We start from the raw sequence: 14,158 nt of genomic DNA on the forward strand, positions 1-14,158 counted from the left end.
GCCCATGCTCGATATTCAGGACATGCTGGTGCGCCGTGGCAGCGGTGCGCAGGCCCATAGCGTGCGGTTGCCGGCCTTGCAGGTAAAGGCCGGCGAAATCCTCGCCATCACCGGCGAAAGCGGCTGTGGCAAAAGTACCCTGCTCGAAGCCATCGGCCTGCTGCTGATGCCCGTCGAACTGGGGCGCTTCAGCCTTGGTCCGGCGCGTCATGAGCCAGGGGCCAAGGCACTGGATATAGCCCGCATGCTCGCGGCCAATGACCAGCCGGCGTTGTCGGCGGTGCGTTCGCGGCACCTGGGGTTCATCTTGCAAAGTGGCGGCTTGCTGCCGTTTTTGAGCGTGCGCGACAACATCACACTGCCCCGCCGCCTGCTCGGCATGCCGGTCGAGAGTGCGCAGGTCGAGCGTGCCGTGCAGGCGCTGCGGCTGGAGGGCTTGCTGGACAAGTTGCCCCAGGCCTTGTCCATCGGCGAACGCCAGCGCGTGGCGTGCGTGCGGGCTATCGCCCATGAGCCGCAGTTGCTGCTGGCCGATGAGCCCACCGCGGCACTTGATCCCCACAGCGCCAGGCGTTTGTTTGAATTGTTGCTGAGTCTGGTGAATGAGCTGGGCTTGAGCGCACTGGTGGTGTCCCATGACTGGGCGCTGGTGCGCGACTTTGGTTTGCCGCGTCTGGGTGCCATCAGCGGTCAGGGAGAAACACGCTTTGAAGCCATGGATTAGCCGCCTCGGCCTGCTCGGCAAGCTGGCGGTCGAAGACCTCTGGCATGACCGCAAAGTGTCCTTGTGCATCGCCGCGTCGCTGGTGGCGGTGATCGCACCGCTGTTGCTGCTGTTCGGGCTCAAGCATGGCGTAGTCAGCCAGTTGCAGAACGAACTGCTCAGCGACCCGCGCAACCTTGAAGTGAAAATGCTCAGTAGCGGCAATTACGACACCGCCTGGATCGAGGGTTTGCGCCAGCGACCTGAAGTCGGTTTCGCCATCGGCCAGACCCGTTCGCTGAATACGCAGGCCGACCTGCTGGTGGGCCTGCAGCGTTTTGTCGAAAACGCCGAAATTATCCCCAGCGCGGCGGCTGACCCGTTGCTGAACCTGCCCGATATCACGTTGAGTGCCAATCAGGTGATCCTCAGTGCCCGTGCCGCCCAACGTCTGCAAGCCGATGTCGGCGACAGCGTGCGGGTGCGGGTGAGCCGCCGTCTGGACGGCATCAATGAGCGCGGCGAGCTGAATCTGATCGTGGTCGCGGTGCTCGACGCCGCCCGCTTTGGCCGCGCCGCCGGTTTCGTTGCACCGCCTTTATTGCTCGAGCTGGAACGCTTTCGCGATGGCTACCAGGTCCCGGCGTTTGGCCTTGCTACCGGCAAACCGGTCGGCGACTTGCAGCCGCTGTATGCCCGCGCCCGGGTCTATGCCCGTGATATCGATAGCGTGGCGCCGCTGGAACGCTGGCTGAACCAGCAGAACATCGAGACATCGAGCCGCCTGGCCGATATCGACAACGTCAAAGCCATCAACCATGTACTGGGGCTGATCTTTGGCGTGATCGCCGGGGCCGCGCTGATTGGCTGCATCGCCTCGATGATCGGTGCGTTCCTGGCCAATATCGACCGCAAACGCAAAAGCCTGGCGGTTCTGCGATTACTGGGCTTCAGCAGCCCGGCAGTGGCCGGGTTCGTGATCGCTCAGGCGTTGCTCTTAAGCCTGGCCGGCTATGTCGGCGGGCTGGCGTTTTATGGCGTGGGCAGCCTGCTGTTTGACCATCTGCTGGGCAGCAGTCAGGCCACCGGCACCTTTGTCTGCCACATCACTGTCTGGCACGGGCTGGCAGCCCTGCTGATCGCCCTGTTGGTCGCTGCACTGGTCGCCGTGATCGGCGCCCTGCGGGCCATCAGCATCCAACCTGCGGAGAGTCTGCGTGAGTTATAAATCTGTTGTTGCGCTCGCATTCCTGAGCCTTGGCTACTTGCCCGGCGCCTCGGCGGCGGCCTGGGACGAGAAATTCTACAACCCGGCCGCCGACGCCAGTGACGTCGTATTGCCCATGCCCTGCGACGGCTCGATGGTATTTCGCAAGGTGTTCATTCCCGTTACCGGCCCGCTGGACGACTACCCGATCAATATCGGTCAGGACAGCGCCGAATGGGGGTATGTGGAGCAGAAGCGCCCCGCGTTTATTTCCGGCAGTTTCACCGGCAGCAAAACCGACAAGTCCCGTTATTACTTGATGGCCAAGTACGAGATGAGCCAGTTGCAGTATCAGGCTCTGACCGATGAAACCTGCCCGGTGCCGTCGAACAAGCTGCGCTTGCCGCAGGTGGCGATCAGTTGGGTACAAGCCATCGAAGTGGCCGACAAATACAACCTGTGGTTGCGTAAAAACGCTGCCGCCGCGCTGCCCAAGGAAGATGGTGCGCTGGGCTTTTTGCGCCTGCCGACTGAAACCGAATGGGAGTTCGCCGCCCGTGGCGGGCTGGAAGTGGGGGCCGCCGAATTCAGCGATACACGCTACCCGATGCCGGACGGCCTGAACGCTTATGAGTGGTTCGGCGGTGCGCAATCGTCCAACGGCAAGCTGCAACTGGGCGGGCTACAAAAACCCAACCCGCTGGGCCTGCACGACATGCTCGGTAACGCCGATGAAATGATGTTCGAGCCCTTTCGCCTGAATAAGCTCGATCGGCAACACGGTCAGGCCGGCGGCTATGTGGTACGCGGCGGCAACTACCTGACGCCCCAGGCGGACGTGCGCACGTCCTTGCGCAAAGAAGAGCCTTACTACAACGCCGACGGCCAGGTTAAGAATAAAACCACCGGCCTGCGGCTGGTTCTGGTGTCGCCGACACTCACCTCGCGCGAGCGTGTGGGCAGCATCGAAAAGAGCTGGCAGAGCCTAGGCACTGGCGCTGTCCAGGGTGACACCGGGAAAGACCGCGGCGCGGTCCAGGAGCTGAATTCGCTGGCCTCCGCGGTGGAAGACAAGGCCCTCAAAGAAAAGCTCCAGGCCCTGGAAAACCAGCTGCGTGCCAGCAATCAGCAGCAGGAAGAAACCCGCGACCAGGCGATTCGCGCGAGCCTCAATCTGGGGGCGTTCCTGTGTACCAAAATGCTCGATGACGGCCAGTACCTGGACTTCCTGCAGAAAAATTACGCCCTCAATTGCGAGTCCGAAGACAAGGACCCGAGCTGCGACATGCGCAAAGGCAAGCTGGACGAACAGAAAGACCGTCTGCACAAACTCAGCCGTTATTACGCCAGCAGCCTGGTGGAGTCGGCGTCCTTGTACGGCCAGTCCCTGCTGGAACCGCAGGTGCCGGTGATGGAAGAAATCATCGGCCAGAACAAACAACTGCAAGAACTCAAACCTTACCTGCGCACTCACTGGGCGAATCAGAAGACCTATCTGCAAAAGCAGAGGATCGACACTGACGCCTGGTTGAAGAGCTGCAAATCGGTCACCCAATAAGCCCAATACCTGCTTCAACAAGGAGAAATACGATGATGCGCAGCCTGTGGTCCTCTTCCAAGTTACTGATCAGTTCTGTACTCACAGGCAGCCTGCTGTTGGGCGGTTGCGCCAGCACGGGCAGCAGCATGGTTGATCCGCGCCTGACCCAGAGCTCGGACGCCCAGTTCTTCAGCAAGTCGGGCTATCAGGCCTGCGCCATGGGGGTCGGTACCGGTGTATTGGCCTGTGTACTGGCCGATAGCGGCAATAAAACCGTGTGCATGATTGCTGCGGGTGTCACCGCATGTGGCGTGGCAATGGGCGCCAACTACTACCTGGATCAGCGTCGCAGCGAATACTCCAACACCAGCGAGCGTTTGCAGAAGTACAACAGCGATGTGCAGCTGGACACCCAAAAAGTAGTGTCGCGTACCGCGACGGCTCAGCAGGTGATCAAGGATGACCAGGCGCAGATTGCGCAGATCAAGCGCGACCTGGCCAGCAAGAAAATCGATCAGGCCCAGGCTAAAAAACAAATCGCCATGGTTGACGGCAACATTGCTCAGTTGCGCCAGGAGCTGGACAACATGCGGGTCAAGGTCAAGGGCTACAACGACGTGGTGCAAGCCGAGCGTGCCCAGGGCAATGCCCCGGAGCTCAAGCAAATCGACGCCAATATCTCGAAGATGAACGAGAAAGTCGCCAGCCTGCAAAAAGAAGTCGATGGCTTGTACAGCCAGCGCTCTGCAATCACTCTGGGTTGAGACGATGAACGCACGATTGATACTGGGTTTCGGTGTTTTGCTGGCGTTGTCCGGTTGCGCCACACAGCCGGGTGAATGTGATGCCGGCAACCGTGACGCCGGGCTGTTCACCAAAATGAACTGCGACGCCGGTGGCGGTTACAGCGAGCAGATTCGTCAAAACGAATTGGCGCTGGCCAAGTCGCAGCAGGAAAATGCGCTGTTCCATCAGGTCTACGAAAACATTGCCGCGCAACAGGCGGTGTCGCGCACCGACCTGCTGGGCCAGCAAAAGTCCCAGGCGGCATTGAACCAGTCGCTGAACCAGTTACTGGGTTCGCTCAAAGCCCGCAGTGGCAACAAGGCGCAGGTACAGCAGCAGATTGCCGGGCTTGAACAGCAGCTCCAGGCCGCCCGTGCCAAGCCGGCCAGCAGCGCTGATCCGGCGCTGGTGGCCGCCAGGCAGCAGGAGCTCAAGACGTTGCAGAAGAAGGTGAACCAGCTGCAATTCAGCCTCGGTTACGAATAACCCTGCATCCCCGTCCAGTCGGCGGCCAAGTGCCGCCGACCCTTTTTCAGGAAGCCACTGCATGCAGCGCATTACCCGGGATGAGCACGCCAGCTCCACAGAGCTGGATGTGCTGGAAGCGAAAATTGCGCTGATCCTCAAGCATTTCCCGCCGTCGGTGGCGAGTGTCTACGCGATCCCGCGCATCGGCAGCGGCAATGTGGTGGAGTGGTGGACGGAGCTGGGCGGCCAGCCTACGCGCTTCCACGAGTTGAACGAAGATCAGCAGGCGGCGTTGCTGGAACGCTATCGCCAGCGCCAGGAAACCCTGGGCTTGCTGGCCGATGAGCTGGTCGCGCGCGGCCAGGCCGAACAGGCCGCCAGCTTGCGTTCACTGATCCGCCCGCCGGACCTGAACAATCTGTACAGCGTCAACGGTGACCCGGTCGTGGTGCGTTGGGGTCTGCAGCCGCGGGCTGCGGTCGTGGCCCCGCCGCCGGCACCCGCGCCAGCCCCGCATCCGGTGGTGCGCCGGGTAATAGTGTGGCGGGTCTGGCGCGGCTGGTTGTGGCTGCTTGCCGGGTTATTGGGGTTGGGGCTGTTGCTGTGGGCGTTGTGGCAGTGGCGTTTGCCACTGATGAACCTGTGGCCGGGCCAGAGCAGTTATGCCTGTCGGGCCAAGGTACCGGGTGGCGGGGAGCTGCCGCCGGAGTTTGTGGTGATTCTGGACACCTCGGGCTCGATGAACCTGAACATCGCCGCCACCAAGGCTGACGAAGACTGGTATTTCAAGACGCGCCCCCGACCGGCGGCTGACGACCCGCGCACAATCAGGATGTTCAGCCCACAAACCCGGCTGGACGTGGCCAAGGCCTCGTTGTCGGGAATGATCAATAACCTGCACCCGGACATTGATACGCGCTTGATGACCTTCGCCGGCTGTTCGCAACAACCGGATCACGGCGTTTTCAACGCGGCCCGGCGTGGGCAATTAATCGACGGGATTCAGCGTTTGAACGCCGACGACGGTACTCCCCTGGCGTCGAGCCTGAAAAAGGCCGCGCGCACGGTCAACGGCCGTGACCGCGATGCGGTGATTGTGATGTTTGTCGACGGTGACGATGGCTGTAACCAGAACGTGTGCAAGGTGGCGCAGACCATTGCCACCGAACAGCCACGTCTGCGGGTCAACGTGGTCAATATTGGCGACAGCTCGCTGTCTGACTGCATCGCTGAAAATACCGGAGGCAGTATTTACTCCAGTCGCAACGCCAGCGATTTGGCCGATGCGTTGAAAGAGGCCACCGGCCCGGTGTCGGAATGTGAATGATCGCGGCGAGTCTGCCCGGCGTTTGACGCGCTGACGACCGGGGCTCGCAACACATTCCGTATCCATTGCGACCCTGCCCCGGGTCGTTGATTCGCGCAGGATGGACGCTTTGTGAACTCAAGGAGTGAGTCATGTCGCTGGCCATCGTTTACAGCCGAGCCAGAGTGGGCGTCGAGGCCCCGGCCGTTACGGTCGAAACGCATCTGGCCAACGGGTTGCCGGCACTGACCCTGGTCGGGCTGCCGGAAACCGCAGTCAAGGAGAGCAAGGACCGGGTACGCAGCGCGATTCTAAACTCCGGGTTTGAGTTTCCGGCCCGGCGTATCACCCTCAATCTGGCGCCTGCCGACCTGCCCAAGGACGGCGGGCGTTTTGACCTGGCCATTGCTCTCGGCATCCTGGCTGCCAGCGGGCAAATCCCCGCTGTATCCCTGGCCCAGGTCGAGTGTCTCGGTGAACTGGCCCTGTCGGGCGCCATCAGGTCGGTGCAGGGCGTATTGCCTGCCGCCCTGGCAGCCCGTGCTGCGGGCCGGGCTTTGCTGGTGCCGCTGGCCAATGCCGAGGAAGCCTGTCTGGCCTCCGGCCTGACGGTCATCGCGGTCGAACACTTGTTGCAGGCAGTGGCGCACTTCGCCGGCCGTACAGTGCTTGAACCTTACGGCGCCAGTGGCTTGCTGCGCGAGAGCATGCCTTATCCGGACTTGAGCGATGTACAGGGCCAGCTCTCGGCCAAGCGGGCGTTAGTGATTGCCGCTGCTGGCAGCCACAATTTGTTGTTCACCGGGCCGCCCGGCACGGGCAAAACCCTGCTGGCCAGCCGTCTACCGGGGTTATTGCCGCCCCTCAACGAGCAAGAGGCGCTGGAGGTGGCGGCCATTCAATCGGTGGCCAGTCATGTGCCCCTCAAGTGCTGGCCGCAGCGTCCGTTTCGCCAGCCGCACCATTCGGCTTCCGGCCCGGCGCTGGTTGGCGGCGGCTCAAAACCCCAGCCGGGCGAGATCACTTTGGCGCACCACGGGGTGTTGTTTCTGGATGAACTGCCCGAATTCGATCGCAAAGTGCTGGAGGTGCTCAGAGAACCGATGGAATCGGGATTTATCGTGATCGCCCGGGCCCGGGATCGAATGCGGTTTCCGGCCCGCTTCCAGCTGGTGGCGGCAATGAACCCCTGCCCCTGTGGCTATCTGGGAGAGCCCACGGGCCGTTGTCGCTGTACCCCGGAGCACATCCAGCGCTACCGCAACAAGCTGTCCGGGCCCTTGCTCGATCGCATCGACCTGCACCTGACCGTGGCCCGCGAAACCACCGCGCTCAACCCCGCTCTTGCCTGCGGCTTGACCACGGCCAGCGCCGCTGCGTCAGTGGCTGGTGCCCGTGAACGGCAGCTGCAGCGCCAGGGCTGTGCCAATGCTTTTCTGGACCTGCCCGGGGTGCGGAGCCAGTGCAGGCTCAGTGCTGTGGATAACACCTGGCTGGAGACGGCCTGCGAGCGCATGGGCCTGTCGCTGCGGGCCGCTCACCGGTTGTTGAAAGTTGCACGAACCCTGGCCGATCTGGAGCAAGTGGACGCTATAGAGCGCAAGCATCTGGCGGAGGCATTGCAGTACCGGCCGGTGAGCGGGTAACGGGCCTGACTCACGCCATGCGCCTGACCACCGGCAGTTCCATCGCGGCCACTTCGTGTTGCAAGAAATCGCTCAGACGGCGCAAACGTTCGCCGCCGGGGCGGGTTTTGGGCCACACCAGATAGTAGTTTTCGCCGCTGGCCACGGCGGTTCTAAAGGGCAGGCTCAGACGATCCTGAGCAACGTCTTCGGCCACCATCAGCAGGTCGCCCATTGAGATGCCGTAGCCACGGGCGGCGGCGATCATGCCCAGCTCCAGGGTGTCGAATACCTGCCCGCCCTTGAGGGACACCTGGCCGCTCAGGCCCATGCAGTCGAGCCAGCGCCGCCAGTCGCGACGGTCAGGTGTGGGGTGCAGCAGTTCAGTGGCCGCCAGACGCCTGGCATCCCATGGCTGGTCGTCTTGCAGGTTGGGCGCGCCGACGGGAATCAGCATCTCCGGGAACAGCAATGTGGCCTCCCAGTCGGGCGGGAAGTGACCGTTGCTCAGCAGCACCGCGCAGTCGAAGGGTTCCTGGTTGAAGTCAACATGGTCGATATCCATCCAGGCGCTGGTCAGTTGCACTTCATTGCCCGGCTGCAAATGGCGAAAGCGGCTGAGGCGGGCCAGCAACCAGCGCATGGTCAGGGTCGAGGGGGCCTTCATGCGCAAGATGTCATCTTCGGCACGCAAGGTGGTACAGGCGCGCTCCAGGGCGGCAAAACCTTCGCGCACGCCCGGCAACAGCAAGCGGGCAGATTCGGTGAGTTGCAAGGTGCGGCCATTGCGCTGGAATAACCGGCAGGCGAAATGCGCTTCCAGGGTTTTGATATGGCGACTGACGGCGCTCTGGGTGATCGACAGCTCTTCGCCCGCCCGGGTAAATGAGCTGTGGCGGGCCGCGGCTTCAAAGGCGCGCAAGGCATAAAGCGGAGGAAGGCTACGTGACATGAGGATTATTCCTGGGCGCAACACTAAACAGTGGAAAATTACGGATCTATATATGAGTTTTAATCATGTCATGGATCGTTTTTATCCCTTTGCTTAAAACACTCAACGCGCCGAGAATCAAGCCCTTCAACGCACCTACAGAAATTTTACTGATGACCCTACAGCATCCCGTTCGTATCGAACTCCGGGCCCTTTTGCGGCTGGCCGGGCCGCTTATTGCCTCGCAGTTGGCTCATATGCTGATGGTGCTTACCGACACCCTGATGATGGCTCGTCTGAGCCCGGAGGCTTTGGCAGGCGGGAGCCTGGGGGCGGCCAGTTACTCATTCGTGTCGATTTTCTGCATCGGTGTGATTGCGGCGGTTGGCACCCTGGTGTCGATTCGTCAGGGGGCAGGCGATATCGAAGGCGCGACCCGCCTGACCCAGGCCGGACTGTGGCTGGCCTGGGTCCTGGCCCTGGGCGGCGCGCTGATGCTGTGGAATATCAAACCGCTGCTGCTGTTGTTTGGCCAGACGCCTACCAACGTTGAAGCCGCGGGCCAGTTTTTGCTGCTGCTGCCCTTCGCCCTGCCCGGCTACATGACGTTCATGGCGTTGCGTGGTTTTACCAGCGCCATGGGGCGAGCGACGCCGGTGATGGTGATCAGTCTGATCGGCACCGTGGCCAACTTTCTGCTCAATTACGCGTTGATCACCGGTATGTTCGGCCTGCCCAAGCTGGGCTTGATGGGCATCGGCCTGGTCACGGCAATCGTGGCCACCTGTATGGCCGCAGGCTTGGCCTGGCATATTCATCGGCATCCGGCCTACGACGCGTATCCGATTCGCAATGGCCTGTCGCGGATTAATCTGACGTACCTGCGTGAACTGTGGCGCCTTGGCTTGCCGATTGGCGGCACCTACGCGGTGGAAGTCGGGTTGTTTGCCTTTGCAGCACTGTGCATGGGCACGATGGGCAGCACTCAACTGGCGGCGCATCAGATTGCGCTGCAGATTGTGTCGGCGGCGTTCATGGTTCCGGCCGGGTTGTCCTATGCAATTACCATGCGTATCGGTAAGCACTATGGCGGTGGCGATTTGCTCCGGGCGCGACTGGCCGGTCGGGTCGGGATCGGTTGCGGCGCGCTGATCATGCTTGGTTTTTCAGTGGTGTTCTGGTTCTGGCCGAGCCAGCTGATTGGTCTGTTTCTGGATTACAACGACCCGGCATTCCGCCCGGTGTTCGAGCTGGCTATCAGTTTGCTGGCGGTGGCGGCGTGGTTCGAGCTGTTCGATGGAGTGCAAACCATTGCCATGGGCGCTATCCGCGGGCTCAAGGATGCCCGGACCACGTTCCTGGTGGGGCTGTTCTGCTATTGGGCTATTGGTGCGCCGATGGCCTGGTTGCTGGCGTTCACCCTTGGCTGGGGCCCTACCGGGGTTTGGTGGGGGCTGGCATTGGGCCTGGCTTGCGCGTCGGTAAGCCTGACCCTGGCATTCGAATGGAAGATGCGGCGCATGTTAAAGCGTGAGCTCAAGGCAAGTTGAGTCTGCAGGAGCGAGTTCCTGGCTGGCGTATTGAACAGCTCGCTCCTGCAGGTGATGGCTAGATAACCTGCGGTACCTTCTGCTGCTCGCCCAAGGTCAAAAACTCCACCAGGTCTGCCAGCGGCAGCGGTTTGCTGATGAAGTAGCCCTGCACCTGATCGCAGCCAAACCCCCGCAGCAAGGACAATTGCTCAGGGGTTTCGACGCCTTCGGCAACCACTTCCAGTTTCAGGTTGTGCGCCAGGTTGATCATGGCATGCACCAGCTTGCGGTTTTCTTCGCGGTCTTCCATGCCGCCGACGAAACTCTTGTCGATTTTGAGCAGCGCAATCGGCAGGCTGTTGAGATGCACGAACGATGAAAAACCGGTGCCGAAGTCGTCCAGCGAGAAGCGCACCCCCAGCCTTCCCAAGGCATCCATTGTCTGTTTGACCAGGTCACTGCGGCGCATGACAGCCGTTTCGGTCAGCTCGAATTCCAGCCACTGGGCTTCAACTGCGCGCTCGGTGATCAAGCGGCTGAGGGTTGAAAGCAACTGACTGTCCTGGAATTGGCGGAACGACAGGTTGACCGCCATGTGCAGCGCCGGCAGGCCAAGCTCGCGCAGGGTCTGCATATCGCGCAGGGCCCGGGAAATGACCCAGTAACCCAGCGGCACGATCAGCCCGCTTTGCTCGGCCAGTGGCACGAACTCGTTGGGCGCGAGCAAGCCGCGCTCGGCATGGCGCCAGCGTACCAGTGCCTCGAGCCCGACGATCTTGCCCGTGCCCAGATCCAGGCGCGGCTGGTAATGCAGTTCAAGTTCGTCACGGCGCAAGGCCCGGCGCAGCTCGCTTTCAAGGTCGGCCAGGCTTCTGGCATTGCGATTGATGCGTTCGTCGAACACATGAAAGGTGCAGCCCTGGGTGCTTTTGGCTTGCTGCATGGCAATGTGTGCGTGCCACATCAATGGGTCGGCCCCGGCGCTGGCCCGTGCATGGGCAATGCCAAGGCTGCAGCCGATCAGCAGGCTTTCACCGTCGATCCAGTAGGGCTCGGCCATGACTTCGGTGATGCGCTCGGCGATCCATTCGGCGCGCTCGGGGGCACGGCGGGTATCGATCAGCAGGGCGAATTCATCACTGCCCAGCCTGGCAAGCTGATCGCCGGCCTCGAGCTGGCTTTTGAGACGTGCGACTACTTGCAGGATCAGGCGGTCTCCCGCCTGATGCCCGAGGGCGTCGTTGGCGTGACGGAAATTGTCCAGGTCAAGGTGCCCGAGGGCGATGCCACGCCCGTCGCTTTCGGCCAAACGCACGGCCAGCAGGGTCTGGAAGCCCTGGCGGTTGGCAATGCCGGTCAGCGGGTCTTCTTCGGCCAGGCGCTGCAAGGTGTGTTCAAGCACTCCGCGCTCGCGCACATGGCGCAAACAGCGGCGCAGGACATCGGTGTTAAGGCTGGTACTGATTAACCAGTCGCTGACCCCCTGGGGAGGATCCACGGGCTCGCTGTCGAGCAACAGAACCGTGGGCATGCGACAGCGTCCCGGGGCGGGTTGCAGCGCCGGGGTGGTCAGAAGCAGTGCATTTCGATCGTGCTCGAACAGGTAGCTGACAGATTCCCAGTCCGGTGCGCACATCAGTACGACCTTGCTTCCCATGGGCGCCAGGCACTCGCGCACTAACGCTGCCCAAGATGGCTCTTCGGCCAGTAGCAGTAAACGCAAGGGTTCAACATGCTTGGACAAGCTAGCTCCCTAGACTCTGCATAATTCAGGCGATGGGCATTATGACGCGCCAATACTTAATGGTAAATGACACCGATTATCAATTACGCGCGGTCGGTGTATACCAAACGGTAGACTAAAACCCCCCGGTATCCTGCGGCAAACTAACAAAAGCGGCAAATTTAGATAGAGTGCCACGTCACACCGTCGCACGGAGGCAGCAATATCTGCTCAGCCTGTTAAAATGCCTGCCCTTTTTGCACACGACCCCTATTTTCGTCATGTCCCGACTCAATCCCCGGCAGCAAGAAGCCGTGAACTACGTCGGCGGCCCTCTTTTGGTGCTCGCCGGCGCAGGCTCCGGCAAAACCAGCGTGATTACCCGCAAAATCGCGCACCTGATTCAGAACTGCGGCATTCGTGCCCAGTACATCGTCGCCATGACGTTTACCAACAAAGCGGCGCGCGAGATGAAGGAGCGGGTGGGCACCCTGCTCAAGAAGGGCGAGGGTCGTGGCCTGACGGTGTGTACCTTCCACAATCTGGGGCTGAACATCATCCGCAAGGAGCATGCGCGGCTGGGCTACAAGCCCGGGTTCTCGATTTTTGACGAGGCCGACGTCAAAGCGCTGATGACCGATATCATGCAAAAGGAATACTCGGGCGACGACGGGGTCGACGAGATCAAGAATATGATCGGCTCGTGGAAAAACGATCTGATCCTGCCGCCCCAGGCCCTGGAAAACGCGCGCAATCCCAAGGAACAGACGGCGGCCATTGTCTACACCCACTACCAGCGCACGCTTAAAGCCTACAACGCGGTGGACTTTGACGATCTGATTCTGCTGCCGGTGAAGCTCTTCGAAGAGCACACCGACATTCGCGAAAAGTGGCAGAACAAGGTCCGCTACCTGCTGGTGGACGAGTATCAGGACACCAACGCCAGCCAGTATTTGCTGGTGAAATACCTGATCGGTACACGCAATCAGTTCACCGTTGTGGGCGACGATGACCAGTCGATCTATGCCTGGCGCGGTGCCCGCCCGGAAAACCTGATGTTGCTCAAGGACGACTATCCGTCCCTGAAAGTGGTGATGCTGGAGCAAAACTATCGCTCCACCAGCCGCATTCTGCGCTGCGCCAACGTGCTGATCTCCAACAACCCCCACGCGTTCGAGAAGCAACTGTGGAGTGAGATGGGCCACGGCGACGAAGTCCGGGTCATCCGCTGCCGCAACGAAGATGCCGAAGCCGAGCGCGTGGCTGTTGAAATCCTGACCCTGCACTTGCGCACCGATCGGCCTTACAGTGACTTTGCGATCCTGTATCGCGGCAACTATCAGGCAAAGCTGATCGAATTGAAGCTGCAACACCATCAGATCCCGTACCGCTTGTCGGGCGGAAACAGCTTCTTCGGGCGTCAGGAAGTGAAAGACCTGATGGCCTACTTTCGACTGATCGTGAACCCGGACGACGACAACGCCTTCCTGCGGGTGATCAACGTCCCGCGTCGCGAAATCGGTTCTACCACCCTCGAGAAGCTGGGCAACTACGCCACCGAGCGAAAAATCTCGATGTATGCGGCCACTGACGAGATAGGTCTGGGTGAGCATCTGGACCCCCGCTTTACCGACCGCCTGGCGCGGTTCAAGCGCTTTATGGACCGTGTGCGCGAGCAATGCTCGGGCGAAGATCCGATCGCGGCGCTGCGCAGCATGATCATGGACATCGACTACGAGAACTGGCTGCGCACCAACAGTTCCAGCGAAAAGGCTGCTGACTATCGTATGTCCAACGTCTGGTTCCTGGTCGAGGCGTTGAAAAACACCCTCGAAAAAGACGAAGACGGTGCCATGACGATCGAGGAAGCCATCGGCAAGCTGGTGTTGCGCGACATGCTCGAACGCCAGCAAGAAGAGGAAGATGGCGCCGAGGGCGTGCAAATGATGACGTTGCACGCCTCCAAAGGTCTGGAATTTCCCTACGTGTTCATCATGGGCATGGAAGAAGAGATCCTGCCGCACCGCTCCAGTATCGAAGCCGACACCATCGAAGAAGAGCGCCGGCTGGCCTATGTGGGCATTACCCGTGCACGTGAAACTCTGGCATTTACCTTTGCAGCGAAGCGCAAGCAGTACGGCGAAATCATCGATTGCGCACCGAGCCGCTTCCTGGATGAGTTGCCCCCGGACGATCTGGCCTGGGAAGGTAACGATGACACCCCCACCGAAGTGAAAGCGGTTCGCGGAAATACGGCATTGGCCGATATACGCGCCATGCTAAAACGCTAAAATTGACTATTTTTTACTCTACCTTCAGCGCATAAGCGCTATTTGA

Annotated in this window: 11 protein-coding genes; 9 read left to right on the forward strand and 2 right to left on the reverse strand. The window is 60.9% G+C overall.

What is annotated here, in order from left to right:
- Positions 1-4: 4 nt before the first annotated feature.
- The 7 genes from FEZ21_RS03895 to FEZ21_RS03925 all read left to right on the forward strand — a co-directional run bounded on the left by FEZ21_RS03895 (position 5) and on the right by FEZ21_RS03925 (position 7,656).
- On the forward strand, positions 5-724 hold the full coding sequence (locus tag FEZ21_RS03895; RefSeq protein ID WP_003437878.1) for an ABC transporter ATP-binding protein: 720 nt from the start codon (positions 5-7) through the stop codon (positions 722-724).
- The gene (locus FEZ21_RS03900; RefSeq protein WP_127196635.1) at positions 708-1,931 is read left to right on the forward strand and encodes an ABC transporter permease; all 1,224 of its coding nucleotides are present in this window, start codon (positions 708-710) and stop codon (positions 1,929-1,931) included. The genes FEZ21_RS03895 and FEZ21_RS03900 overlap by 17 nt, the downstream gene beginning before the upstream one ends.
- On the forward strand, positions 1,921-3,468 hold the full coding sequence (locus FEZ21_RS03905) for an SUMF1/EgtB/PvdO family nonheme iron enzyme (RefSeq protein ID WP_127196636.1): 1,548 nt from the start codon (positions 1,921-1,923) through the stop codon (positions 3,466-3,468). Before FEZ21_RS03900 ends, FEZ21_RS03905 begins: the two co-directional genes overlap by 11 nt.
- 32 nt (positions 3,469-3,500) lie before the next feature.
- Positions 3,501-4,214, forward strand: coding sequence for a hypothetical protein (locus FEZ21_RS03910; protein ID WP_003437870.1), 714 nt, complete (start codon positions 3,501-3,503; stop codon positions 4,212-4,214).
- Between the two features lie 4 nt (positions 4,215-4,218).
- Entirely contained in the window at positions 4,219-4,722 is a 504-nt protein-coding gene (locus tag FEZ21_RS03915; RefSeq protein ID WP_003437868.1) for a hypothetical protein, read from the forward strand.
- A gap of 61 nt (positions 4,723-4,783) precedes the next feature.
- Positions 4,784-6,031, forward strand: a complete 1,248-nt coding sequence (locus FEZ21_RS03920; protein WP_160626487.1) for a VWA domain-containing protein — start codon at positions 4,784-4,786, stop codon at positions 6,029-6,031.
- Positions 6,032-6,162: 131 nt separating this feature from the next.
- Positions 6,163-7,656 (forward strand): YifB family Mg chelatase-like AAA ATPase, encoded by a 1,494-nt coding sequence (locus FEZ21_RS03925; protein WP_160626488.1) that lies wholly within the window; start codon positions 6,163-6,165, stop codon positions 7,654-7,656.
- 10 nt (positions 7,657-7,666) lie between these two features.
- On the opposite strand, the gene FEZ21_RS03930 is transcribed toward FEZ21_RS03925, so the two are convergent.
- Positions 7,667-8,587 (reverse strand): LysR substrate-binding domain-containing protein, encoded by a 921-nt coding sequence (locus FEZ21_RS03930; protein WP_003437862.1) that lies wholly within the window; start codon positions 8,585-8,587, stop codon positions 7,667-7,669.
- 152 nt (positions 8,588-8,739) lie between these two features.
- On the opposite strand from FEZ21_RS03930, the gene FEZ21_RS03935 reads away from it, so the two are divergent.
- Entirely contained in the window at positions 8,740-10,116 is a 1,377-nt protein-coding gene (locus tag FEZ21_RS03935) for a NorM family multidrug efflux MATE transporter (protein WP_160626537.1), read from the forward strand.
- Between the two features lie 58 nt (positions 10,117-10,174).
- On the opposite strand, the gene FEZ21_RS03940 is transcribed toward FEZ21_RS03935, so the two are convergent.
- Positions 10,175-11,734 (reverse strand): EAL domain-containing protein, encoded by a 1,560-nt coding sequence (locus tag FEZ21_RS03940; RefSeq protein WP_010656748.1) that lies wholly within the window; start codon positions 11,732-11,734, stop codon positions 10,175-10,177.
- A gap of 368 nt (positions 11,735-12,102) precedes the next feature.
- Here FEZ21_RS03940 and rep point away from each other — a divergent pair, with 368 nt between their 5' ends.
- A complete protein-coding gene (gene rep, locus FEZ21_RS03945) occupies positions 12,103-14,112 on the forward strand; it encodes a DNA helicase Rep (protein WP_127196640.1) in 2,010 nt (669 codons plus the stop codon).
- The last annotated feature ends 46 nt before the right edge of the window (positions 14,113-14,158 follow it).

This window comes from Pseudomonas sp. 9.1(2019) (genome assembly GCF_009910445.1).
Classification (GTDB): Bacteria; Pseudomonadota; Gammaproteobacteria; order Pseudomonadales; family Pseudomonadaceae; genus Aquipseudomonas; species Aquipseudomonas paraversuta.

Coding starts and splice junctions, on each gene's coding strand:
- FEZ21_RS03925 (WP_160626488.1), top strand. CDS start 6,163: ATGTCGCTGGCCATCGTTTACAGCCGAGCCAGAGTGGGCGTCGAGGCC.
- FEZ21_RS03940 (WP_010656748.1), bottom strand. CDS start 11,734: ATGTGCGCACCGGACTGGGAATCTGTCAGCTACCTGTTCGAGCACGAT.
- FEZ21_RS03920 (WP_160626487.1), top strand. CDS start 4,784: ATGCAGCGCATTACCCGGGATGAGCACGCCAGCTCCACAGAGCTGGAT.
- FEZ21_RS03930 (WP_003437862.1), bottom strand. CDS start 8,587: ATGTCACGTAGCCTTCCTCCGCTTTATGCCTTGCGCGCCTTTGAAGCC.
- FEZ21_RS03895 (WP_003437878.1), top strand. CDS start 5: ATGCTCGATATTCAGGACATGCTGGTGCGCCGTGGCAGCGGTGCGCAG.
- rep (WP_127196640.1), top strand. CDS start 12,103: ATGTCCCGACTCAATCCCCGGCAGCAAGAAGCCGTGAACTACGTCGGC.
- FEZ21_RS03915 (WP_003437868.1), top strand. CDS start 4,219: ATGAACGCACGATTGATACTGGGTTTCGGTGTTTTGCTGGCGTTGTCC.
- FEZ21_RS03935 (WP_160626537.1), top strand. CDS start 8,740: ATGACCCTACAGCATCCCGTTCGTATCGAACTCCGGGCCCTTTTGCGG.
- FEZ21_RS03910 (WP_003437870.1), top strand. CDS start 3,501: ATGATGCGCAGCCTGTGGTCCTCTTCCAAGTTACTGATCAGTTCTGTA.